Genomic DNA, 21,588 nt, shown 5'->3' with positions numbered 1-21,588 from the left:
CGCGGCCCGACTCGCGGCCCCGCGGCGAGTCGGGCCACGGCCCCGCAGACCCCTATCGGTCCGCCATGCGGGTTAAGGCCCGGTTAAGGATTGATCCCGCGGGACGGCTGCCGTTAGCTTGCGCGCACATGCTTCTTGAGAAGGACGGATGCATGATCGGCACTGCGCGGGCCGCCCTGGCGGCGGTGGTCGCCACGGGACTGGCCGGACCGGCATCGGTGGGCGCGGAGGATTCGCGGGTCCCGCAAACCTCGACGCCCGCCGCCATGCGGCTCAGCGACGGCGCCCTCGGCATCGTCAGCTACGACACCGCGCGGGATTTCGACGAAGTGGTCTTCGCCCTGGAGAACGCGCTGATGGGCCAGGGCCTGTCGGTCGAGGGCCAGGGCCATTCGGCGCCGCGCCTCACCGACCCGGACGCCGCGGCCGGGCGCGCCTCGGCCTTCCGCCATGCCGAGATCTTCTCGTTCTGCTCGCCGGAGCTGGCCCGGCGCCTGGTCGCCGCCGATCCGCTCAATCTGGCCTATTGCCCGCTCTCGATCTCGGTCAGCGTGCGCCATGACCGGCCCGAAATCACCACGCTGGGCTACCGCGCCCTGCCGCCGGCGCTGAGCGAGGTCGCGGCGATGCTCGACCGGGTGGCGCGGATGGCCACCGGCTCGCCGCCGCTGACCACCGCGCTGCGGCCGCAGCCCTGACCTCCGTCGCCTGAGCCGGCCGCCCCCGGACGAGCCCGGGGCCTGCGGCCTGTCCGCCGCGCGATGCCGCCTTACCTTATGGTCAGGGCCCGAACACGCCGCGCCGGCGTCGCGGGCGATGGCGAAGGAGATCGGCAATGACGACGCGACGCGGCTTTCTCGTCCTGACCGGGGCGGCGCTGGCCTTCCCGGCGCTGCCCGGCCCGGCCTCGGCCGGCAAGATCGACCTGCCCGGGGAGATCGGTGCCAGCGCGCAGTTCCTGACCCTGACCGAGGCGCTCTACGCGACCGGGCTGGTGCCGCTGTTGAAGCGCCGCGGCCCGTTCACGGTCTTCGCTCCGAAGGAGGAGGCCTTCGCACGGCTCTCGCCGATCACCCGGCGCCATTTCGGCACCCCGGCCGGGCGCGCCGATCTGCGCCGGGTGCTGCTGGGTCACATCGTGGCCGGACGGCACTCGGCGCTGACCCTGACCGGCCGGCGGCTGCGCTTCGTGACGCTGTCGGGCGCGCCGCTGGTGGTGGACGGCACGGGGTCCGGCCTGCGGGTCGGGCCGGGCCATGTCGGGCTGGCCGAGATCGACGCCTCGAACGGCGTGATCCACCAGGTGAACCGGCTGATCGTCTGAGCCCCGGGGGCGGAACCGCAGGATGGCGGGCCCGGGGGCCCGCCATCCGCATGCCGTCAGCGGCGGTGAATGCGCGGTCGCGGCCTGCCCTGCTCAGTGCACCACGGCGTCGTCGGGCCGCGGCCGGTTCGAGGCGCCGACCCGGTCGCCGATGAGCAGCCCGTCCTTGCCGGCGCTCACCGGCACCACCGCGCCGTCGAGGATGTCGCCGGCCAGGATCATCTCGGCCAGGGGATCCTGCAGCGCGCGCTGGATCACCCGCTTCAGCGGCCGGGCGCCGAAGACCGGGTCGTAGCCCTCGTCGGCCAGCCAGGCCCGCGCCGCGCCGTCGAGCTCGAGCCGCACCTTGCGCTGCGCCAGCCGCTTCAGCAGGCGCGCGATCTGGATGTCGACGATGCCCGACATGTCCTCGCGCTTGAGGCGGTCGAAGATGATCGTCTCGTCCAGACGGTTGAGGAATTCGGGGCGGAAATGCGCCCGCACCGCATCCATCACGTCGCGCCGGGCCTGGCCGCTGTCGGCGCCCTCGGGCAGCTGGCTCAGCGCCTGGCTGCCGAGGTTCGAGGTCAGCACGATGAGCGTCTGCTTGAAGTCCACCGTGCGGCCCTGGCCATCGGTCAGCACGCCGTCATCGAGCACCTGCAGGAGCACGTTGAAGACGTCCGGATGCGCCTTCTCGACCTCGTCGAACAGCACCACCTGGTAGGGCCGGCGCCGCACCGCCTCGGTCAGCACGCCGCCCTCGTCGTAGCCGACATAGCCCGGGGGCGCGCCGATCAGCCGGGCCACGGCGTGCTTCTCCATGAACTCCGACATGTCGATGCGCACCATGGCCTGATCGTCGTCGAACAGGAACTCCGCCACCGCCTTGGTGAGCTCGGTCTTGCCGACGCCGGTGGGCCCGAGGAACAGGAACGAGCCCAGGGGTCGGTTCTCGTCGTTCAGGCCGGCCCGCGCCCGGCGCACCGCGTTGGCCACGGCATGCACCGCCTGGTCCTGGCCGATGACCCGCTTGTGCAGGCCCTCTTCCATGCGCAGGAGCTTCTCGCGCTCGCCCTCGAGCATCTTGGAGGTCGGGATGCCGGTCCAGCGCTCGACCACCTGGGCGATCTGCTCGGGGCGCACCGCCTCCTCCACCATGACGTCGCCATCGCCGCTCTCGGCTTCGGCGAGCCGCTTCTCGAGCTGCGGGATGATGCCGTAGCTCAGCTCGCCGGCGCGGCCGAGATCGCCGTGCCGCTTGGCGATCTCGAGATCGGCGCGGGCCTTGTCGAGCTGTTCCTTGAGATCGCGCGCCTGGTTCAGCTTGTCGCGCTCGGCCTGCCATTTGGCGGTCATCTCGGAGGCCTGCTCCTGCAGCTCCGCCAGCTCGCGCTCCAGCCGCTCGAGCCGGTCCCGCGAGGCCGCGTCGTCCTCCTTCTTGAGCGCCTCCTGCTCGATCTGCATCTGCAGGATCTGGCGGTCGATCTGGTCGAGCTCCTCGGGCTTGCTGTCGACCTCCATGCGCAGCCGCGACGCCGCCTCGTCCATCAGGTCGATGGCCTTGTCGGGCAGGAAGCGGTCGGTGATGTAGCGGTGCGAGAGCTGCGCCGCCGCCACCAGCGCGCTGTCGGAGATGCGCACGCCGTGGTGCAGCTCGTACTTCTCCTTGATGCCGCGCAGGATGGAGATCGTGTCCTCCTCGGTCGGTTCGGCCACGAAGACCGGCTGGAAGCGCCGGGCCAGCGCCGGGTCCTTCTCCACGTGCTTGCGGTACTCGTCGAGCGTGGTGGCGCCGACGCAGTGCAGTTCACCGCGGGCCAGTGCCGGCTTCAGGAGGTTCGAGGCATCCATCGCCCCGTCGGCCTTGCCGGCGCCGACCAGGGTATGCATCTCGTCGATGAACAGGATGACCTCGCCGGCAGCGGCCTCGATCTCCTTCAGGATCGCCTTCAGCCGCTCCTCGAACTCGCCGCGATACTTTGCGCCGGCGATCAGCGCGCCCATGTCGAGCGCCAGCAGCCGCTTGTTGCGCAGGCTCTCGGGCACGTCGCCGTTGACGATCCTGAGCGCCAGGCCCTCGGCGATGGCGGTCTTGCCGACGCCGGGATCGCCGATCAGGACGGGGTTGTTCTTGGTACGGCGCGACAGCACCTGCATGGCGCGGCGGATCTCGTCGTCGCGGCCGATGATCGGGTCGATCTTGCCCTGCTCGGCGCGTTCGGTGAGGTCGAGCGCGTATTTCTTCAGCGCGTCGTAGCCCTCCTCGGCAGTGGCGCTGTCGGCGGTGCGGCCCTTGCGGACATCGTTAATCGCGGCATTGAGCCCCTGCGCGGTGACCGCGCCGGCCTCCAGCGCCTCGCGGGCGGGCGATTTCACCACGGCGAGCGCGGTCAGCATGCGCTCCACCGGGACGAAGCTGTCGCCGGCCTTCTTGGCGATCTTCTCGGCCTCGTCGAGCACCCGGCCGGTCGCCGCATCGAGATAGACCTGCCCGGTATCGCCCGACACCTTGGGGATCTTCGCAAGTTTCAGGTCGAGCGTCTGGCGCACCCGGTCGGCGGCGCCGCCGGCCCGCGCGATGAGGTTCGCCGCGAGGCCCTCCTCGTCGTCCAGCAGGGCTTTCAGGATGTGTTCGGGCGCCAGCTTCTGGTGCCCCTCGCGCATCGCGATGGTCTGCGCCGCCTGGATGAAGCCGCGCGACCGTTCCGTGAACTTCTCCAAGTTCATGGGTCGTCTCCTTTTCACAAGCGCCCCGTCCCGGATGCCCGCCCAGCGGCGCATCCCCCTCGGGGCCTTCCGCTCCTAGATGGGGCGCGGCGCGGCGCGGTGCAAGATTGCAACATGCGGATTTCGCCGCGCCTTTTGCCGGCACGGCGCCCGCGGCGGGGCGGCGGGCGCCCGCGCTTTCCCCGCGCCGCGGCGATGTGGTATGGCCGCGCCGACCGCCCCGGCGGGCGCGCGGGGCCGCTCCCGCATCCGCCCGCAGCAGCCAGAAGGACGCCAGCCCGTGACCCCCGTGCCCCCCGTGAGCCCCGCGACCCCCGTGACCGACGACCGCCTGATCGTGGCCCTCGACCTGCCCGACGCCCTGTCGGCGCTGGCCCTGGCGCAGAAGCTCGGCGACGCGGTCTCGTTCTACAAGATCGGGCTCGGCATGCTGACCGGCGGCGGCCTCGCCCTGGCGCACGAGCTGAAGGAGGAGCACGGCAAGCGCATCTTCCTCGACATGAAGCTCTTCGACATCGGCGCCACGGTGGAGGCGGCGGTGCGCGGGCTCTGCCAGTTCGACCTCGACTTCCTCACCGTGCACGGCGACCCGCACGTGGTGCGCGCCGCCAAGGAGGGCGCCGGCGGGCGGGTGACGCAGATCCTCGCGGTGACCATCCTGACCTCGCTCGACCGCGGCGATCTCGATGACGGGCTGATCGCGGCCGGCGACGTCGCCGATCTGGTGGTCGAGCGCGCCGACCGCGCCTTCGCCGCGGGCGCCGACGGGGTCATCGCCTCGCCCAACGAGGCGGCGCGCATCCGCGCCCTGCCCGCGGCGGCGGGCAAGCTCATCGTCACCCCCGGGGTGCGTCCGGCGGGCGCCGGGGCGGGCGATCAAAAGCGCATCGCCACGCCGCACCACGCCATCGCCCAGGGCGCCAACCACATCGTCGTCGGGCGGCCGATCTGGCAGGCCGCCGATCCCCGCGGCGCCGCCCGGGCGGTGCTGGCCGAACTGCCCTGACCGGGCGAGCGGGCGCGGCGCCGGCGCGGCCCGGGCGCGCCCCGCGGGCCTCGCCGGCTTAATGTTTCCTTAACCGCGCGGGAACACTTATCCACAGCGTGCGTTGACCGGCTGAACAATGGCATCAGCCAGTGAGGCACGAGCAATGTCCGAGACCCGTACCGAAATCGGCGACATCCGTTACAATGCCGCCACCGCCAGTTTCGAGGCCCTGGTCACCGTCCACACCGAATCCGGCGACCTGCGCGTGGCGTCGTCCTACGCCGCGCCGCTCGACACCGAGATCGACGCCGCGGAAACGGCCCTTCGCGCCGAGGCCCTGGCCGGCCTCGACCGGCCGGACCGGCTGGTCTCGCATCCCGGGCGCCGGACCCCCGAACCGCGACCGGCCGGATTTAAGCGCATTTTCGGCGCGATGCTCGGGAACCGCGCCGCCTGAGCCGCGTTAGCACCCTGTTCCCCCCGAGGTCTTGTCCCTGTCCCAAAGACCTCGTTCCCCCGCCGGGGCCGGTGAATTAGCACCGGCCCCGGTACTTGTTTGGGTCCCCGCGCATCCCCCTCCGCTATCCGGTGCCGTCCAGGTATCGCCGCAGCATCGTCATGAAATGCGGGATCGTGTCGTCGCGCGCCAGCAGCGCCTCCGGCGCTTCCAGCATCCAGCCCAGCCCTTCGTTGCCGAAGCGGATCGCGCCGGCCAGTTCCGGCTCGCGATGGGCGGCAAAGAACCAGCTCCGCCCCCGGGGCCCGTCCCACGGCGCCCGCCAGACCAGCTCGGCCGGGGCCAGCCGCAGCCCGACCTCCTCCTCGGTCTCGCGCAGGGCGCAGGCTTCCGGCGTCTCGCCGGCCTCGCGGCCGCCGCCCGGGAAATCGAGCGCGCCGGGCCAGGGAATGTCCGGGCGCCGGTCGCGGCGCAGCACCAGCAACCGGCGCCCCAGAAACAGCATCAGCTTGGCGCCGCGAAACCCGCGGTCGGCTTCGGCCCTGTGGTTCTGCATGGCGCCCCGCCCCGTTTGCCCCTATCCTCGAAACCCTGCCTACCCTGCCCCGCAAGCTGCGAGCCATGCCCGCCCTCTGCCGCGACTGCCTCACCGTCTTCGATGCCGCCGGGCGCTGCCCGGCCTGCCGCTCGCCCCGCGTCGTGCGCCATGACGAGCTATGCGATCTCAGCGTCGCGCACATGGATTGCGACGCGTTCTACGCCTCCGTGGAGAAGCGCGACAATCCCGAACTTGCCGACCGGCCGGTGATCGTCGGCGGCGGGCGGCGCGGCGTGGTCTCCACCGCCTGCTACATCGCCCGGATCCGCGGCGTGCGCTCGGCCATGCCGATGTTCAAGGCGCTGGACCTCTGCCCCGACGCGGTGATCGTGAAGCCGCGCATGGATCTCTATGTCGAGGTCAGCCGCGCCATCCGCGCGATGATGGAGGAGCTGACCCCCGCGATCGAGCCGCTGTCGCTCGACGAGGCGTTTCTCGATCTCACCGGCACCGCGCGGCTGCACGGCGCGCCGCCGGCGGTGATGCTGGCGCGGCTGGTGCGGCGGATGCGAAACGAACTCGGCATCACCGGCTCCATCGGGCTGTCGCACAACAAGTTCCTGGCCAAGATCGCCTCCGACCTCGACAAGCCGCACGGCTTCTCGGTGATCGGACAGGCGGAGACGCTGGATTTCCTGCGCGACAGGCCGGTGCGGCTGATCTGGGGCGTCGGCGCGGCGGCGCAGGAAAGCCTCGAGCGCGCCGGCATCCGCACCTTCGCCGATCTGCGGCGCTGGGAGCTGCGCGACCTCACCGCCCGGTTCGGCGCCATGGGCCACCGCCTCTGGCACCTCGCGCGGGGCGAGGATGCGCGCCGGGTCTCGGCCCATGCCCCGGTGAAGTCGATCTCCAACGAGACCACCTTCCACGAGGATACCGGCGATGCCGACCTCCTCGACGGCCATCTCTGGCGCATGGCCGAGAAGGTCTCGGACCGGGCCAAGGCCAAGGGGCTGGCGGGCCGCGTCGTGGTGCTGAAGCTGAAGCGCGCCGATTTCACCCTGATCACCCGGCGCCACGCCCTGCGCGAGCCGACCCAGACCGCCGACACGCTCTACCGCGCGGCGCGGGCGCTGTTCGACCAGGTCGGGCCGCGCGGCCCCTACCGGCTTCTGGGCTGTGGGCTGAGCGAACTGGTCGATGCCGCCGCCGCCGACCGCATCCCCGACCTGCTCGACCCGCAGGCGGCGCGCCGCGCCGAGGCCGAGCGCGCCACCGACCGCATCCGCGCGCGCTTCGGCGCCGATGCCATTCTCAAGGGCCGCGCGCTGCGCTGAGCTCCCCGGCCCGCGCCTCAAAAGGGCGCGCCGCAGCCCGCCAGCGCCTGCGGCAGGAATATCCCGGCCGCCCGGCCCGGCGCATGGCGGATTGACCGCGTTCCCCGCGCTCCCTACCAATCGCGCCATGCTGGAGATCTTCCTCAAGACGCTGCCGTTCTTCGGCCTGATCGGCCTCGGCTACGGCGCCGGACGGACGCGTTTCTTCCCCGAGGAGGCGACGGCCTGGCTGACCAAGTTCGTGTTCTACTTCGCGCTTTCGGCCATGCTCTTCCGGTTCTCCGCCAACCTGTCGCTCGACGCGATCTTCGACGCGCGGCTCGCCGCCGCCTATCTCTGGGGCACCACGCTGGTCTGGGCCATCGGCCTCGGCGTGGCCTTCCTGCGCGGCCTCGACACCGAGACCGCGGCGATCGAGGCGCAATGCGCGGCGATCGGCAATACCGGCTTTCTCGGCGTGCCGATGCTGGCGGTGCTGCTCGGGCAGGCCGCCATTGCGCCGCTGATCCTGATCCTGACCATCGACATGGTGGTGTTCTCCTCGGTGCTGGTGATCCTGGTCACTGGCGCGCGCAGCGGCCTCTCCGGGGCGCTCGCCAAGTCCATCGGCATGGGCCTTCTGAAGAATCCGATGGTGGTGTCGATCCTGGCCGGGCTCGCCGCCTCGGGCCTGCAGGTGCCGATCCCCGGCCCGGCCAACGAGTTCCTCACCATCCTCGGCAACGCCGCCACGCCCGGCGCGCTCTTCGCCATCGGCGCCTCGCTCGCCTCGAAAAGCGCCGAGCGGCTGCACATCGCCGGCTGGCTGTCCTTCTGCAAGCTGATCCTGCACCCCGCCTTCGTGGCGCTCGCCGCCTTCGTGCTGTTCCCGGTCGCGGCCTTCCCCGCCGCCGTGGCGGTGGCCGCCGCGGCCCTGCCGGTGGCCGGCAACGTCTTCATCCTGGCGCAGCATTACGGCATCGCGCCGCAGCGCGTCTCGGCCTCGATCCTGATCTCCACGGGCCTGTCGATCCTGACCATCTCCGGGGTCATCGCGCTGGTAAGCGTCTGATGGTCTAGGTTGCGCCGGCGCCCGGCTTGGGGCAGGCCATGGGCAAGCGACACGGCATTCCCAGAGGGAGGACGAGCATGGAAACCGTTTCCGAAAACCGCTCCTACGGCGGCACCCAGGGCGTCTACAGCCACGCCTCCGAGGCCACCGGCTGCGACATGACCTTCGGCCTGTTCCTGCCCGAGGAGGCGCGCACCGCGCCGGTGCCGCTCTTGTGGTATCTCTCGGGCCTGACCTGCACGCACGAGAATGCCATGACCAAGGCCGGCGCGCAGGCCTGGTGCGCCGAGCAGGGCATCGCCATGGTGTTTCCCGACACCAGCCCGCGCGGCGAGGGCGTGGCCGACGACGAGGCCTACGACCTCGGCAAGGGCGCGGGCTTCTACGTCAACGCCACCCAGGATCCCTGGGCCAAGCATTTCCGCATGTGGGACTACATCACCGAGGATCTGCCGAAGCTCCTGGGCGAGCATTTCGCACTCGACATGGACCGGCAGTCGATCTGCGGCCATTCCATGGGCGGGCACGGCGCGCTGACCATCGCCATGACCCTGCCCGAGCGCTTCCGCTCGGTCTCGGCCTTCGCGCCGATCGCCCATCCGACGCAGTCGGATTGGGGCAAGAAGCAGTTCGGCGCCTATCTCGGCTCCGACCAATCGGCTTGGGCGCCGCACGATTCGACGCTGCTGATGCGCGACAAGGGCTTCCCCGGCCCGGTGCTGATCGACCAGGGCGACAGCGACAACTTCCTCGACCTGCTGAAGCCCGAGGCGCTGTCCGAGGCGATGGCCGCCAAGCGCCAGGCCGGGCAGTTCCGGATGCAGAAGGGCTACGACCACTCCTACTTCTTCATCTCCACCTTCATGGAGGACCACGTCGCCTTCCACGCCGAGGCGCTCTACGGGTGACGGTGCTCTACATCGACGCCGATGCCTGCCCGGTGAAGGCCGAGGCCGAACGGGTGGCGACCCGCCACCGGGTGCCGGTCAAGCTGGTGTCGAATGGCGGGCTGCGCCCGCCCGCCAACCCGCTGGTGGAATCGGTGATCGTACCCGAGGGGCCGGACGCCGCCGACATGTGGATCGCCGAGCGCGCTGGAGCGGGCGATGTCGTGGTGACCTCGGACATGCCGCTGGCGGCGCGCTGCGTCGCTGCCGGCGCCCGGGTGCTGCGGCCCAACGGCGAGACGCTGAGCGAGGCCAATATCGGTGCCCAGCTGGCGCTGCGCGACCTCGCCGCCGACCTGCGCGCCGCCGACCCGTTCCGCCAGGGCGGCGGCAAGGGCTTCGGCAAGGCCGACCGGTCGCGGTTCCTCGACTCGCTGGAGCGCGAGATGCGCGCCACGCTGCGCGGCTAGGAGGCAGGGATGCGCCCCGAGGCGGTGATCTTCGACATCGGCAACGTGCTCATCGAATGGCGGCCCGAGCGGCAGTTCGATGCCCGGATCGGCGCCGCGGCGCGGCGCGAGCTGTTCGCCGAGGTCGATCTGCACACCATGAACGACGAGATCGACCGCGGCGGCGACCTGGCCGAGATCGTCGCACGCTACGGCGTCCGCCATCCGCGCTGGGCCGACCAGATCCGGGTCTGGCAGGACGACTGGCCGGTGCTGGCCGGCCCCGAGATCCCGCATGCGATCCGCCTGCTCGACGCGCTCCGCGCCGCCGGCATCCCGGTCTTCGCGCTGTCGAATTTCGGCATCGCGACCTTCGCCGTGGCGGAGCCCGATTACCCGGTGCTCGGCCGCTTCGACCGGCGCTACATCTCGGGCCACATGGGCATGGCCAAGCCCGATGCGGCGATCTACGCCGCGGTGGAGGCCGATTGCGGCGTCGCGCCGGGGCGGCTGCTCTTCACCGACGACCGCGCCGACAACATCGCCGCGGCGGCGGCGCGCGGCTGGCAGACCCATCTCTTCGACGGGCCCGAGGGCCTGGCCGCGCGGCTGGTGGCGGACGGCCTCCTGTCGCCGGAGGCCGCCCGCTAAAGGCTCAGAGCCGGTTCAGCAGATCCGGCGTCGGCCAGGCATCGACCGGCAGGCCCAGCTCCTGCTGCACCGCGCGCACCGCGGACCTTGTGCCGGAGCCCAGAATACCGTCGACCTCGCCGACGTCGAAGCCGCGGGCCTGAAGCTTCTCCTGCAGTCGGATCATCTGCTCGCCCGAGAGCCCCGGCGCCGGGCTGCCGGCCTCGAAGACCGGCGCGCCCTCCAGCCGGGTGGCGAAATAGGCCGCGGTCAGGACGTAGGTGAAGCTCTGGTTCCACTCGAAATAGACGCGGAAATTCGGATAGGCGGCGAAGGCCGGACCGCCGCGGCCCTGCGGCAGCAGGATCGAGACCGGCAGCCCCGGGGCGAGGTTGCCGTCGCGGGCCTCGACGCCCAGAGCCTGCCATTCCTCGGCGGTCTTGGTGGTCTCGAGCCCGGTGGTGCTCCAGTCGAACGCCGCCGGCAAGCGCACCTCCTCGAGCCAGGGCTCGCCCGGCCGCCAGCCCAGGTCGGAGAGCATCGCGCCGCCCGAAAGCAGCGCATCCTCCGGCGAGGTCTTGAGCGAGACCTGGCCGTCGCCGTCGCCGTCGCGGCCGTTCTCGAGGATGTCCTTCGGCAGCATCTGCACCATGCCGATCTCGCCCGCCCAGGCGCCGGTGGTGGTGTCGGGGTCGAAGGCGCCGGCCTCGGCCAGCTCCATCGCCGCGAAGACCTGCGGCCGGAACAGTTCCGGGCGGCGGCAATCATGCGCCAGCGTCACCAGCGCGTCGGCGGTGTTGAAGTCGCCCTGGATGGCGCCGTAATCGGTCTCGAAGGCCCAGAACGCCAGCAGCACGCCGCGCGGGATGCCGTATTCGGTCTCGATGCGGTCGAAGATGGCGTCGTGACGCTCGGCCATCTGGCGGCCGCGCTCGATGCGGTTCTGGCTAATCAGTTTGCGCGAGAACTCGATGAAGGGCGTCTGGAAGATGCCCTGGCGCCGGTCCGCGGCCAGCACCTCCTGGGATTGCCGCACGCCGTCGAGAAAGGCCTGCGCCACCTCGGCCGGGATGCCGCGGGACTGCGCTTCCTGCTGCAGATCCGCCTTGAAGCCGGCGAAGTCGCCGCCGCAGGGCGCCTGCTGCGCCGCCGCCGTTCCGCCGATCAGACCGGCCATCGCCGTGGCCGCCCACAGGGTTCGTTTCATCTCGCCTCCGTCACTGGTTCGCTGCCAGCCTAGCGCGGGAGCCCCGTCCGGCAAGGCGCGCCGGGACCCGGAGACGTGCGGGATTCGACACAAATGGACGGATTTTAACTCACCAATATCCGATGTATGCGAACAGGGGAGTCGCTGGCGTCGGCGGGAGCGGTATGTCGCAACCTGCACCCAAATCCTCGAGAATCCTGCTGGTGGAGAGCAATCCGGCGCTCCGCTGCCTGTGGCGGCGGCATCTCGAGCGCAACGGCGTCGTGGTGGAGGAGGCGGGCAGCCAGCAGCAGGCCGCCGACCGGCTGCATTCCGACAGTTTCGACGCCATGGTGCTGAACCTGGTTCTGCAGGAAGGCAGCGCGATGGCGGTGGCCGACCTGGCGAATTACCGCCAGCCCGACTGCCGGGTGATCTTCGTGACCGACACCTCGTTCTTCTCGGACGGCACGATCTTCAACCTGTTCGCCAATGCCTGCGCCTTCCTGCCCAGCGCCACGCCCCCCGAGGACATCGCCGCCACGGCGGAGCACTACGCCGCGATCAGGCGGCCCTGAGCCGGCCGCGTCCATGCGGCGCCCCGAGGTCGAGATCGGGCCCCACGGGGATGATCCGGTGCGGGTTCACGCTCTCGTGGCTGTAATGGTAATGGCGCACGATGTGCTCGAAATTCACCGTCCCGGCGACCCCCGGCCACTGGTAGAGCTCGCGGGTATAGGCCCAGAGGTTCGGGTAATCGACGATGCGCCGGCGGTTGCACTTGAAGTGGCCGTGATAGACCTTGTCGAAGCGGATCAGCGTGGTGAAGAGCCGCCAATCGGCCTCGGTGATGCGGTCGCCGGCCAGGTAACGGTGCCCGGACAGGCGCTCCTCGATCCAGTCCAGCGTCTCGAACAGCGGCGCCACGGCGTCGTCATAGGCGTCCTGGCTGGTGGCGAAGCCGGCCTTGTAGACACCGTTGTTCACCGTGTCGTAGATCCGCGAATTGATGGGCTCGATGGTCTCGCGCAGGGCCTCGGGCCAGTAATCGTCGCGGTTGCCGGTGATCTCGTCGAAGGCCGAGTTGAACATGCGGATGATCTCGGCGGATTCGTTCGACACGATGGTGTCGCGCTGCCGGTCCCAGAGCACCGGCACCGTCACCCGGCCCGAGGCCTGCGGGTCGGCGCGCAGGTAGACGTCGCGCAGGAACTCGGCCCCGTGCAGAAGGTCGCCGGTGGCGCCGGGGAAATCGGTGCGGAACTCCCAGCCCTCGGACAGCATGTCGGGATGCACCACGGACACCCCGATATGCTCATCGAGGCCCTTGAGGGCGCGGAAGATCAGCGCGCGATGCGCCCAGGGGCAGGCATAGCTCACATAGAGGTGGTAGCGGCCGCTCTCGGCGGCGAAGCCGCCCTCGCCCGAGGGGCCGGCGCTCCCGTCGGGGGTGACCCAGTTGCGGTAGGCGGTTTCCGAGCGGACGAACTTTCCGCCGTGCTTCTCGGTATCGTAGCCCTGGTCGTGCCAGACGCCGTCGACGAGCAGTCCCATGCGTGCATTCCTCCGGTTGCGGATCTCTCGCACAGAGGTATGGCCTGCCCGGGTCCTGCCAATGGCCGCCGGGCGCAGGGTGACAGCGCGTCAGCGCACAGGTTCAGCCGATCCGGTCGCCCGGTGCCAGTTCGATGCCGCGCAGGAAGGCATCGGCCTCCTGCGGCCCGCGGCCGGCGCGCTGCGCCCGGGTGATCGCCACCGCGCCGTCGCCGCAGGCCACCCGGAAGCCGTCCCCGAGCAGGGTGCCGGGTGCGCCGCGGCCCTCGGCCGGGCCTGCGCCGAGGAGCTTGATCCGGGTCTCCCCGGCCTCGGTCCAGGCGCCCGGAAACGGCGACAGGCCGCGGATCAGGCGAGCCACCTCGGCCGCAGGGCGCGTCCAGTCGATGCGCGCCTCGGCCTTGTCGATCTTGGCGGCATAGGTGACGCCCTCCTCGGGCTGCGGCGTCGGCACCAGCGCGTCGATCCCGGCCAGCGCCGCGACGATGGCCTCGGCGCCGAGCGCCGCCAGCCGGTCGTGCAGGGCGCCGGTGGTCTCGTCCGGCGCGATCGCGGTGGCCTGGCGCAGCAGCACCGGCCCGGTGTCCAACCCGGCCTCCATCTGCATGATGCAGATGCCGGTCTCGGCATCGCCGGCGAGGATGGCGCGGTGGATCGGTGCCGCGCCGCGCCAGCGCGGCAGCAGCGAGGCGTGGATGTTGAGGCAGCCGCGCGCGGGGATGTCGAGCACCGCCTGCGGCAGGATCAGCCCATAGGCCGCGACCACCGCGACGTCGGGGGCGAAGCCGGCGAACTCCTCGCGCGCCGCCGCGTCGCGGAAGCTGTCGGGGTGGCGGACCGGCAGGCCCAGCGCCTCGGCCCGGGCCTGGACCGGCGAGGGGCGCAGCTTGTGGCCGCGGCCCGCCGGCCGCGGCGGCTGGCTGTAGACCGCGGCGATCTCGTGGCCGGCCTCGAGAAGGGCATCGAGTGCCGGCACGGCGAAATCCGGCGTGCCCATGAAGACGATGCGCATGGTCCCTCTCCTTCGTCAGACCCGCCCGGATCTAGCCCGCCGGGCCGGCCGGGGAAAGCCGTGCCACCGCCCAGCGCGCCGCGTCGCGCACCGTTGCGTCGGCATCCTCGCACAGCGCCTGCGCCACCGGACGCAGCCTGGGCGCGCCGGAATTGCCGATCGCGTAGAGCACGTTGCGCACGAAGCGGTCGCGTCCGATCCGCTTGATCGGCGAGCCCGAGAAGCGCGCCCGGAAGGCGGCATCGTCGAGCCCAGCAAGCTCCGCCAGGTCGGGCGCCACGAGGTCCGGCCGGGCCTGGTACTTGGCCTCCTGCGCGGTCTTGGCGAACTTGTTCCAGGGACAGATGGCGAGGCAATCGTCGCAGCCATAGATGCGGTTGCCCATCTTGGCGCGCAGCTCCTCGTCCACCGGGCCGTGATGCTCGATCGTCAGATAGGAGATGCAGCGCCGGGCATCGAGCTGGAACGGCGCCGGGAAGGCGTCGGTCGGGCAGATGTCGAGGCAGGCCCGGCAGGAGCCGCAATGGTCCCGCTCCGGCGCGTCGCGCGGCAGGTCGAGCGTGGTGAAGATCGAGCCGATGAAGAACCAGTTGCCCAGATCGCGCGACAGCAGGTTGGTGTGCTTGCCCTGCCAGCCCAGCCCGGCAGCCTGGCCCAGCGGCTTTTCCGGCACCGGGGCGGTGTCGACGAAGACCTTCACCTCGGGCGCCGGGTCGCCGCCGGCCTCGGCGATCAGCCAGCGCGCCAGACGCTTCAGCTTCTTCTTCAGCACGTCGTGGTAGTCGCGGTTCTGCGCGTAGACCGAGACGGCGCCGCGCTCGGGCTCGCCCAGCACCTCGAAGGGATCGCGCGCCGGGGTGTAGGATTCGCCCAGCATGATCACCGAGCGCGCGGCGGGCCAAAGCGCTGCGGGATCGCCGCGCCAATGGCTGCGCTCGGCCAGCCAGCCCATCTGGCCGTGCCGCCCGCGGGCCAGGAACTCGGCCAGCCGCGCCGGGACCTCGGGCACGTCGCCGGGCCGGCAGATGCGGCAGAGCCCGAAGCCCAGCGCCTGCGCCTCGGCCTGCAGCCGCGCCTTCAGCGCCTCAGCCGACATGGCGGACGCCGCGCCGCGGCTCAAAAGTCCAGGTCGGCGTAATGCGGCGGCTGCGGAAAGCCGGGAATCTGGTCGGCGAGGATCGACCGGAAGGCCGGCCGCGACTTGATCTTGGCATACCAGTCCTTGACCCCCGGCTGCCGGTTCCAGTCGACGTCGCGGATGTAGTCGAGCGAGGAGAGATGCGCCGCGGCGGCGAAATCCGCCAGGGTCATCACGTCGCCCGCCAGCCAGCGCCGATGGTCGAGCAGCCAGGCCATGTAGTCGAGGTGATACTTGATCGCCTTGGCCCCGGCCTTGACGTTGCCGCTGTCCGGGAAGCCCTGCTTGGTCACCTTCTTGTTGACCCGTTCGTAAAGCAGCTTCGAGGTCACCTCGTTGTGGAACTTGTCGTCGAACCAGCCGATCAGGCGGCGCACCTCGTAGCGCGCCTCGGGGTTGCGCGGCATCAGCGGCGGCTCGGGGTTGGTTTCCTCGATATATTCGCAGATCGCCGCCGACTCGGCCATGATCTTGCCGTCGACCTTCAGCACCGGCACCTTGGCGGCCGGGTTGCGGCGCAGGAAGTCCGGGTCCTTCTCCCAGTAGCGTTCCTCGATCAGCTCCACCTCGATGCGCTTCTCGGCGAGACAGAGCCGCACCTTGCGGCAGAACGGCGAGAGGGGGACGTGATAGAGCTTGGCCATTCAGGGCACACCGTCGCTGCTGGAGATCCCTGCGAGAGATACAGGCCCATCCCCATGGGTTTCAACCGAAAGCCGCTGCCGGGCCTCCGAAGGTCGGTGCCGGGGCGGGCTCAGGCCTGGAAGCAATCGGCCCGGCCGTCGCGGTCGATGGTGGCGGCGCCGTCGCGGATCGCCGCGGCACGGCGTTCCATCCAGGCCGAGGGCCGGCCGGCGTCGCGGCCCTTGGGATCGGGCAAGACGCTGGCCAGGAGCGCCGCCTGGCGCGGCGTCAGCTCGGCCGCGGAGACCCCGAAATAGTGCCGCGCCGCCGCCGCCACGCCGAACACGCCCTCGTCGAACTCGGCCACGTTGAGATAGACCTCGAGGATGCGGCGCTTGGGCCAAGCCATCTCGATGCCCGGCGTCATCAGCGCCTCGAGCGCCTTGCGCATCCAGTTGCGGCCCTGCCAGAGATAGACGTTCTTCACCACCTGCTGGCTGATCGTCGAGGCGCCGCGGTTGCCGCCCTCCTCGATGGCGTCGCGGATGGCGTTCATGTCGAAGCCCCAGTGGCGGCAGAAATTGGCGTCCTCGGCCGCCACCGCGGCGCGCAGCATCACCGGCGCCATGTCCTCGGCCGCCACCCAGTCCTGCGCCACGCCGCCGAGCCGGCGCGATTCCTGGATCATGTAGAGCGTCGTCGGCGGGTTCACCGCGCGGTAGAGGAAGACCGCGCCGACCAGCAGCAGCACCGCCATCACCGCGGCACGGAACAGCCACAGGCGAAGCCTGAGGCGCGGCCTGGACCCACCGTCTTTCCTGGTTCGCGTGGCCACGGGACCTCGGCAAAATTGCGTCAGAACCCCCGATCTAGCGCATCGGCCGGCGCCTGCCCAGACCTTCGCGCGCAGAGAACGCGACCTGTTTCGCACGCATCACGGCGCCGCCGGCATGACCGCTCCGAGAGGCCCCCCCTGAGGGATCGGACGCGCCGCCGCCTGCCGCAGCGGTCCAGGGCGGGCCGCCCGGGTCCCCGGCGCCGGTCCCGGACCCGGTCCCGGTGGGCGGCACGAAAAAGGCCGGCGGAGCAGCGTCCGCCCGCCTCGTCTGTCTCGCGCGGTCCGGCCTTATTCCGCCGGCACCGCCTGGCGCTCGATGCCCAGCGGGTAGGCGATCTTGTTGAGCATCTCCTTGGGGCAGATCTGCACGAAATTCGGCAGCTCCTCGTCCCAGTTCTGCAGCAGGTCGAGCGCGCGGCGGCTCTCGGTCTCGGCGGCGTGGCGCTCGACAAGGCCCTTGAGCTCCTCCACCCATTCCGGCGTCGTCACCGGGCAGGCCAGGATGGTCTCGGCGTTGAGCATCTCGCGGGCCCGGCCGTCCGGATCGTAGAGATAGGCCATGCCGCCGGTCATGCCGGCGCCGAAATTGGCCCCGATCGAGCCGAGGATCACCGCGATGCCGCCGGTCATGTACTCGCAGCCGTTCGACCCGCAGCCCTCGACCACCACCCGGGCGCCCGAGTTGCGCACCGCGAAGCGCTCGCCGGCGCGGCCGGCGGCGAACAGGTAGCCGTCGGTGGCGCCGTAGAGTACGGTGTTGCCGATGATCGTGTTCTCGGCCGCCGGCAGCGGCGAGTTCATCGCCGGGCGCACCACGATGGTCCCGCCCGACAGGCCCTTGCCGACATAGTCGTTGGCGTCGCCCGAGACCTCAATCTTCAGGCCCGGCGCCGCGAAGGCGCCCAGCGACTGACCGGCCGAGCCCGCCAGCTTCACCGTCAGGTGGTCGGGCTGCAGCTGGTTGCGCATGCCGAACTTCCTGACGATGTGGCTCGAGGTCCGCGTGCCCACGGTGCGGTGGGTGTTCTGCACCGCGTAGGACAGCTGCATCTTCTCGCCGTCCTCGAGGAAGCGCTGGGCATCCTTGACGATCTCGGCATCGAGCGTGTCGTCGACCTCGTTGCGCGGGCCGGTCCGGTCGAAGGTCACCTCGTCGGCGCCGTCGACCCGGATCAGCAGCGGGTTGAGATCGAGATCGTCGAGGTGGTCGGCCCCCCGGCTCACCTGGCTCAGCAGATCGGCGCGGCCGATCACGTCGTCGAGGCTGCGGGCCCCGATCGAGGCCAGGATCTCGCGCACCTCCTGGGCGTAGAAGGTGATCAGGTTCACCACCTTGTCGGCGTTGCCGGTGAACTTCTCGCGCAGCGCGTCGTCCTGGGTGCAGACGCCGACCGGGCAGGTGTTGGACTGGCACTGGCGCACCATGATGCAGCCCATGGCGATCAGCGCCGCGGTGCCGATGCCGTATTCCTCGGCCCCCATCATCGCCGCCATGACGATGTCGCGCCCGGTGCGCAGGCCGCCATCGGTGCGGAGCGTGATGCGCGAGCGCAGGTTGTTCAGCGACAGCACCTGATGCGCCTCGGTCAGGCCCATCTCCCAGGGCAGGCCGGCATACTTGATCGAGGTCGCGGGCGAGGCCCCGGTGCCGCCATTGTGGCCCGAGATCAGGATCACGTCGGCCTTCGCCTTGGCGACGCCGGCGGCGATGGTGCCGACGCCCGACTGCGCCACCAGCTTCACCGTGACCTTGGCGCGCGGGTTGATCTGCTTCAGGTCGTAGATCAGCTGCGCCAGGTCCTCGATCGAGTAGATGTCGTGGTGCGGCGGCGGCGAGATCAGCGTCACGCCGGGGGTCGAGTGGCGCAGCTTGGCGATCAGGTCGGTGACCTTCATGCCGGGCAGCTGGCCGCCCTCGCCGGGCTTGGCGCCCTGGGCGATCTTGATCTCCAGCTCCTCGCAGGCCAGCAGGTATTCCGCGGTGACGCCGAAGCGCCCCGAGGCGACCTGCTTGATCTTGGCCGAGCGGTTGTCGCCGTTGGCGTCGGGGGTGAAGTCCTTCGGGCTCTCGCCGCCCTCACCGGAATCCGACTTGGCGCCGATGCGGTTCATGGCGATCGACAGCGTCCGGTGCGCCTCGGGCGAGAGCGCGCCCAGCGACATGCCCGGGGTCACGAAGCGCTTGCGGATCGCGGTGATCGATTCGACCTCCTCGAGCGGCACCGGCTTGCCCAGCGGCTTGATCGCCAGCAGGTCGCGCAGATGGATCGGCGGGTTGGCGGTGATCGCCTTGGAATACTGCTTCCAGATCTCGAAGCTGGCCTTGTTGCAGGCCATCTGCATGAGGTGCATGGTCTGCGCCCCCCAGGCATGGGTCTCGCCGGTCTTGCGGGCCTTGTAGAAGCCGCCGATCGGCAGCACGTCGCGGCCACCCTTGAAGCCCAGGGCGTGGATTTCCTCGGTCTTCTTCTGGATGCCGGAGACGCCGATGCCGGAGATCCGGCTGACCACGCCGGGGAAGTATTCCGCGCACATGGCGCGGCTGAGGCCCACCGCCTCGAAGTTGAGGCCGCCGCGATAGGACGAGATCACCGAGATGCCCATCTTCGACATGATCTTCAGAAGACCGGCATCGATGGCGGCGCGGTAGCGCCCCATGGCCTCGGTCAGCGACCCCTCGATCAGGCCGCGGCGGATGCGGTCGGCGATCGTGTCCTCGGCGAGGTAGGGGTTCACGATGGTGGCGCCGGCGCCGATCAGCACCGCGAAGTAGTGCGGGTCGATGCACTCGGCCGAGCGCACGTTGAGCGAGCAGAAGGTCCGCAGGCCCTTGCGGGTCAGGTGGCCGTGCACCGCCGAGGTGGCGAGGATCATCGGCATCGCGACGCGGTCGTCGTTCTGCCGGTGATCGGTCAGCACGATGTGGCCGGCGCCGGAGCGCACCGCGTCCTCGGCCTCGGCGCGGATGCGCTCCAGCCCGTCCTTGAGCGCGTCGCGGCCCTGGCCGGGCGCGAAGGTGCAGTCGATCTCCACCATGTCGGCGTTGAAGCTCTTCAGCACCTCCTCGAACTGACGGTTGCCCACGAACGGGCTGTCGAGCACCAGGATCTCGGTCTGGGCGGAGGATTCGTCGAGCACGTTCTTGAGGTTGCCGAACCGCGTCTTGAGCGACATCACGCGGAATTCGCGCAGGCTGTCGATCGGCGGGTTGGTGACCTGGGAGAAGTTCTGCCGGAAGAAGTGCGCCAGCGGGCGGTAGCGCTTGGACAGCACCGCCGAGGGCGTGTCGTCGCCCATCGAGGCTACCGCCTCCTTGCCGTCCTCGGCCATCGGCGCGAGGATCGTCTCGATCTCCTCGACGGTATAGCCGGCCGCGATCTGGCGCTGGCGCAGCTCGCCGCCCTCGAAGAGCGGCGCCTCCTCGACCGAGGCCAGCGGCTCGTCGAGCTCGGTGATCTTGCCGACCCAGTCGCCGAAGGGCTGCGCCGCGGCCAGCCGGTCCTTGATCTCGACATCGTGGAAGAGACGCCCCGCGGTCATGTCGACGGCGATCATCTGCCCCGGGCCCAGCGCGCCCTTCTCGCGCACCGTGCCTTCGTCCACGGGGACCATGCCGGCCTCGGAGCCGGCGATCAGCATGCCGTCGCCGGTCACCACGTAGCGCATCGGGCGCAGGCCGTTGCGGTCGAGCCCGCCGCAGACCCAGCGGCCGTCGGTCATGGCCAGCGCCGCCGGCCCGTCCCAGGGCTCCATCACGGCGTTGCAATAGGCGTACATGTCGCGCCAGGCCTGCGGCAGCTCGTCGGCCTGCTTGGACCACGATTCCGGCACCAGCATAGTCTTGGCCATCGGCGCCGAACGGCCGGCGCGGACCAGCACCTCGAACACCGCGTCGAGCGCCGCCGAGTCGGAGGCGCCGTTGGCGATGATCGGCTTGATGTCGCCCGCGAGGTCGCCGAACGTGTTCGACGCCATGCGGATCTCGTGGCTCTTCATCCAGTTGATGTTGCCCTTCAGCGTGTTGATCTCGCCGTTATGGGCGAGCATGCGGAAGGGCTGGGCCAGCCACCATTGCGGGAAGGTGTTGGTGGAATAGCGCTGGTGGTAGATCGCGAAGGCGCTCTCGAAGCGCTCGTCCTGGAGATCCGGGTAGAACTCGGAGACGTCCTGCGCCAGCATCATCCCCTTGTAGATGATCGACCGGCAGCTCAGCGAGGCGATGTAGAGCTGCGCCACGCCGGCGGCGGCGGCGGCCTTCTCGATGCGGCGGCGGATGACGTAGAGCTCGCGCTCGAAGGTCTCCTCGTCGACGCCCTTGGCGTTGGAGATCAGGATCTGCTCGATCTCCGGCCGAGTGGCGTTGGCCTTCTCGCCCAGGCATTCGACGTTCACCGGCACGTGGCGCCAGCCGTAGATGTAGTAGCCCATGCGCAGGACCTCGGTCTCCACGATGGTCCGGCAGGTTTCCTGGGCGCCGAAATCGGTGCGCGGCAGGAAGACCTGGCCGACGGCGATCAGCTGGTCCTTGCGCGGCGTGTGGCCGGTGCGGTCGATCTGGTCGTAGAAGAAGGCCGGCGGGATCTGCACGTGGATGCCGGCGCCGTCGCCGGTACGGCCGTCGGCATCGACGGCGCCGCGGTGCCAGATCGCCTTGAGCGCGGCGATGCCGGCCTCGACCACCTTGCGCGACGGCTTGCCGTCGATGTTGACGACCAGGCCGACACCGCAGGAGGAATGCTCTTCGGCTTCGGAATACATGCCGTTCTCGGCCAGCCAGGCGCGCTTCGCCTCTTCGGCCCGGACCCAATCTGCATCGTACTTGGTCATGGCTCTGTTCCTTCGTCACGAGGACCGCCGGGCGGCGGG

The 21,588-nt window shown here is 70.5% G+C and carries 19 protein-coding genes; 10 read left to right on the top strand and 9 right to left on the bottom strand.

Annotation, left to right across the window (positions count from 1 at the left end):
* Positions 1 to 152: 152 nt before the first annotated feature.
* Together ACXYMW_RS17600 and ACXYMW_RS17595 are read left to right on the top strand one after the other, a co-directional pair.
* Complete coding sequence (locus ACXYMW_RS17600) at positions 153 to 698, top strand: DUF302 domain-containing protein (protein WP_459036643.1); 546 nt, start codon at positions 153 to 155, stop codon at positions 696 to 698.
* A gap of 137 nt (positions 699 to 835) precedes the next feature.
* Positions 836 to 1,324, top strand: coding sequence for a fasciclin domain-containing protein (locus ACXYMW_RS17595; protein WP_459036642.1), 489 nt, complete (start codon positions 836 to 838; stop codon positions 1,322 to 1,324).
* Between the two features lie 93 nt (positions 1,325 to 1,417).
* On the opposite strand, the gene clpB is transcribed toward ACXYMW_RS17595, so the two are convergent.
* Positions 1,418 to 4,033, bottom strand: coding sequence for an ATP-dependent chaperone ClpB (gene clpB / locus ACXYMW_RS17590; protein ID WP_459036641.1), 2,616 nt, complete (start codon positions 4,031 to 4,033; stop codon positions 1,418 to 1,420).
* A 316-nt stretch (positions 4,034 to 4,349) separates the two neighbouring features.
* Between clpB and pyrF the strand changes: the two genes are divergently transcribed.
* Positions 4,350 to 5,039 (top strand): orotidine-5'-phosphate decarboxylase, encoded by a 690-nt coding sequence (gene pyrF, locus ACXYMW_RS17585; RefSeq protein WP_459036640.1) that lies wholly within the window; start codon positions 4,350 to 4,352, stop codon positions 5,037 to 5,039.
* Between the two features lie 145 nt (positions 5,040 to 5,184).
* Positions 5,185 to 5,478, top strand: coding sequence for a hypothetical protein (locus ACXYMW_RS17580; RefSeq protein ID WP_459036639.1), 294 nt, complete (start codon positions 5,185 to 5,187; stop codon positions 5,476 to 5,478).
* A 124-nt stretch (positions 5,479 to 5,602) separates the two neighbouring features.
* Here the strand turns inward: ACXYMW_RS17580 and ACXYMW_RS17575 are convergent, their stop codons facing one another.
* Positions 5,603 to 6,034 (bottom strand): NUDIX domain-containing protein, encoded by a 432-nt coding sequence (locus tag ACXYMW_RS17575; protein ID WP_459036638.1) that lies wholly within the window; start codon positions 6,032 to 6,034, stop codon positions 5,603 to 5,605.
* Between the two features lie 65 nt (positions 6,035 to 6,099).
* Between ACXYMW_RS17575 and ACXYMW_RS17570 the strand changes: the two genes are divergently transcribed.
* From ACXYMW_RS17570 to ACXYMW_RS17550, 5 genes are all read left to right on the top strand, one after another.
* Positions 6,100 to 7,353, top strand: a complete 1,254-nt coding sequence (locus ACXYMW_RS17570) for a DNA polymerase IV (RefSeq protein ID WP_459036637.1) — start codon at positions 6,100 to 6,102, stop codon at positions 7,351 to 7,353.
* A gap of 127 nt (positions 7,354 to 7,480) precedes the next feature.
* The gene (locus ACXYMW_RS17565; RefSeq protein ID WP_459036636.1) at positions 7,481 to 8,404 is read left to right on the top strand and encodes an AEC family transporter; all 924 of its coding nucleotides are present in this window, start codon (positions 7,481 to 7,483) and stop codon (positions 8,402 to 8,404) included.
* Between the two features lie 77 nt (positions 8,405 to 8,481).
* Positions 8,482 to 9,312 carry an S-formylglutathione hydrolase gene (fghA, locus tag ACXYMW_RS17560; RefSeq protein WP_459036635.1) on the top strand — a complete coding sequence of 277 codons (831 nt, stop codon included), beginning with the start codon at positions 8,482 to 8,484 and terminating at the stop codon, positions 9,310 to 9,312.
* Entirely contained in the window at positions 9,309 to 9,761 is a 453-nt protein-coding gene (locus tag ACXYMW_RS17555) for a YaiI/YqxD family protein (RefSeq protein ID WP_459036634.1), read from the top strand. The genes fghA and ACXYMW_RS17555 overlap by 4 nt, the downstream gene beginning before the upstream one ends.
* 9 nt (positions 9,762 to 9,770) lie before the next feature.
* Positions 9,771 to 10,391, top strand: coding sequence for an HAD family hydrolase (locus ACXYMW_RS17550; RefSeq protein WP_459036633.1), 621 nt, complete (start codon positions 9,771 to 9,773; stop codon positions 10,389 to 10,391).
* Positions 10,392 to 10,395: 4 nt separating this feature from the next.
* Here the strand turns inward: ACXYMW_RS17550 and ACXYMW_RS17545 are convergent, their stop codons facing one another.
* Positions 10,396 to 11,577 (bottom strand): lytic murein transglycosylase, encoded by a 1,182-nt coding sequence (locus ACXYMW_RS17545; RefSeq protein WP_459036632.1) that lies wholly within the window; start codon positions 11,575 to 11,577, stop codon positions 10,396 to 10,398.
* A 164-nt stretch (positions 11,578 to 11,741) separates the two neighbouring features.
* Here ACXYMW_RS17545 and ACXYMW_RS17540 point away from each other — a divergent pair, with 164 nt between their 5' ends.
* A complete protein-coding gene (locus ACXYMW_RS17540; protein ID WP_459036631.1) occupies positions 11,742 to 12,134 on the top strand; it encodes a response regulator in 393 nt (130 codons plus the stop codon).
* Here the strand turns inward: ACXYMW_RS17540 and ACXYMW_RS17535 are convergent.
* The 6 genes from ACXYMW_RS17535 to gltB all read right to left on the bottom strand — a co-directional run bounded on the left by ACXYMW_RS17535 (position 12,121) and on the right by gltB (position 21,549).
* A complete protein-coding gene (locus ACXYMW_RS17535; RefSeq protein ID WP_459036630.1) occupies positions 12,121 to 13,110 on the bottom strand; it encodes a glutathione S-transferase family protein in 990 nt (329 codons plus the stop codon). The two genes, ACXYMW_RS17540 and ACXYMW_RS17535, sit on opposite strands and share 14 nt — an antisense overlap.
* A gap of 103 nt (positions 13,111 to 13,213) precedes the next feature.
* Positions 13,214 to 14,122, bottom strand: coding sequence for a methionyl-tRNA formyltransferase (gene fmt, locus ACXYMW_RS17530; RefSeq protein ID WP_459036629.1), 909 nt, complete (start codon positions 14,120 to 14,122; stop codon positions 13,214 to 13,216).
* A gap of 31 nt (positions 14,123 to 14,153) precedes the next feature.
* Positions 14,154 to 15,218, bottom strand: coding sequence for a tRNA epoxyqueuosine(34) reductase QueG (queG, locus tag ACXYMW_RS17525; RefSeq protein WP_459036628.1), 1,065 nt, complete (start codon positions 15,216 to 15,218; stop codon positions 14,154 to 14,156).
* A gap of 20 nt (positions 15,219 to 15,238) precedes the next feature.
* On the bottom strand, positions 15,239 to 15,904 hold the full coding sequence (gene fzlA, locus ACXYMW_RS17520) for an FtsZ-binding protein FzlA (RefSeq protein ID WP_459036627.1): 666 nt from the start codon (positions 15,902 to 15,904) through the stop codon (positions 15,239 to 15,241).
* Positions 15,905 to 16,014: 110 nt separating this feature from the next.
* Entirely contained in the window at positions 16,015 to 16,719 is a 705-nt protein-coding gene (mtgA, locus tag ACXYMW_RS17515) for a monofunctional biosynthetic peptidoglycan transglycosylase (protein ID WP_459036626.1), read from the bottom strand.
* Positions 16,720 to 17,010: 291 nt separating this feature from the next.
* Positions 17,011 to 21,549, bottom strand: a complete 4,539-nt coding sequence (gltB, locus tag ACXYMW_RS17510; protein WP_459036625.1) for a glutamate synthase large subunit — start codon at positions 21,547 to 21,549, stop codon at positions 17,011 to 17,013.
* Positions 21,550 to 21,588 lie beyond the last annotated feature (39 nt).

This window comes from Roseivivax sp. CAU 1761 (assembly GCF_054482755.1).
This window is presented reverse-complemented; position numbering and strand designations above follow the sequence as displayed.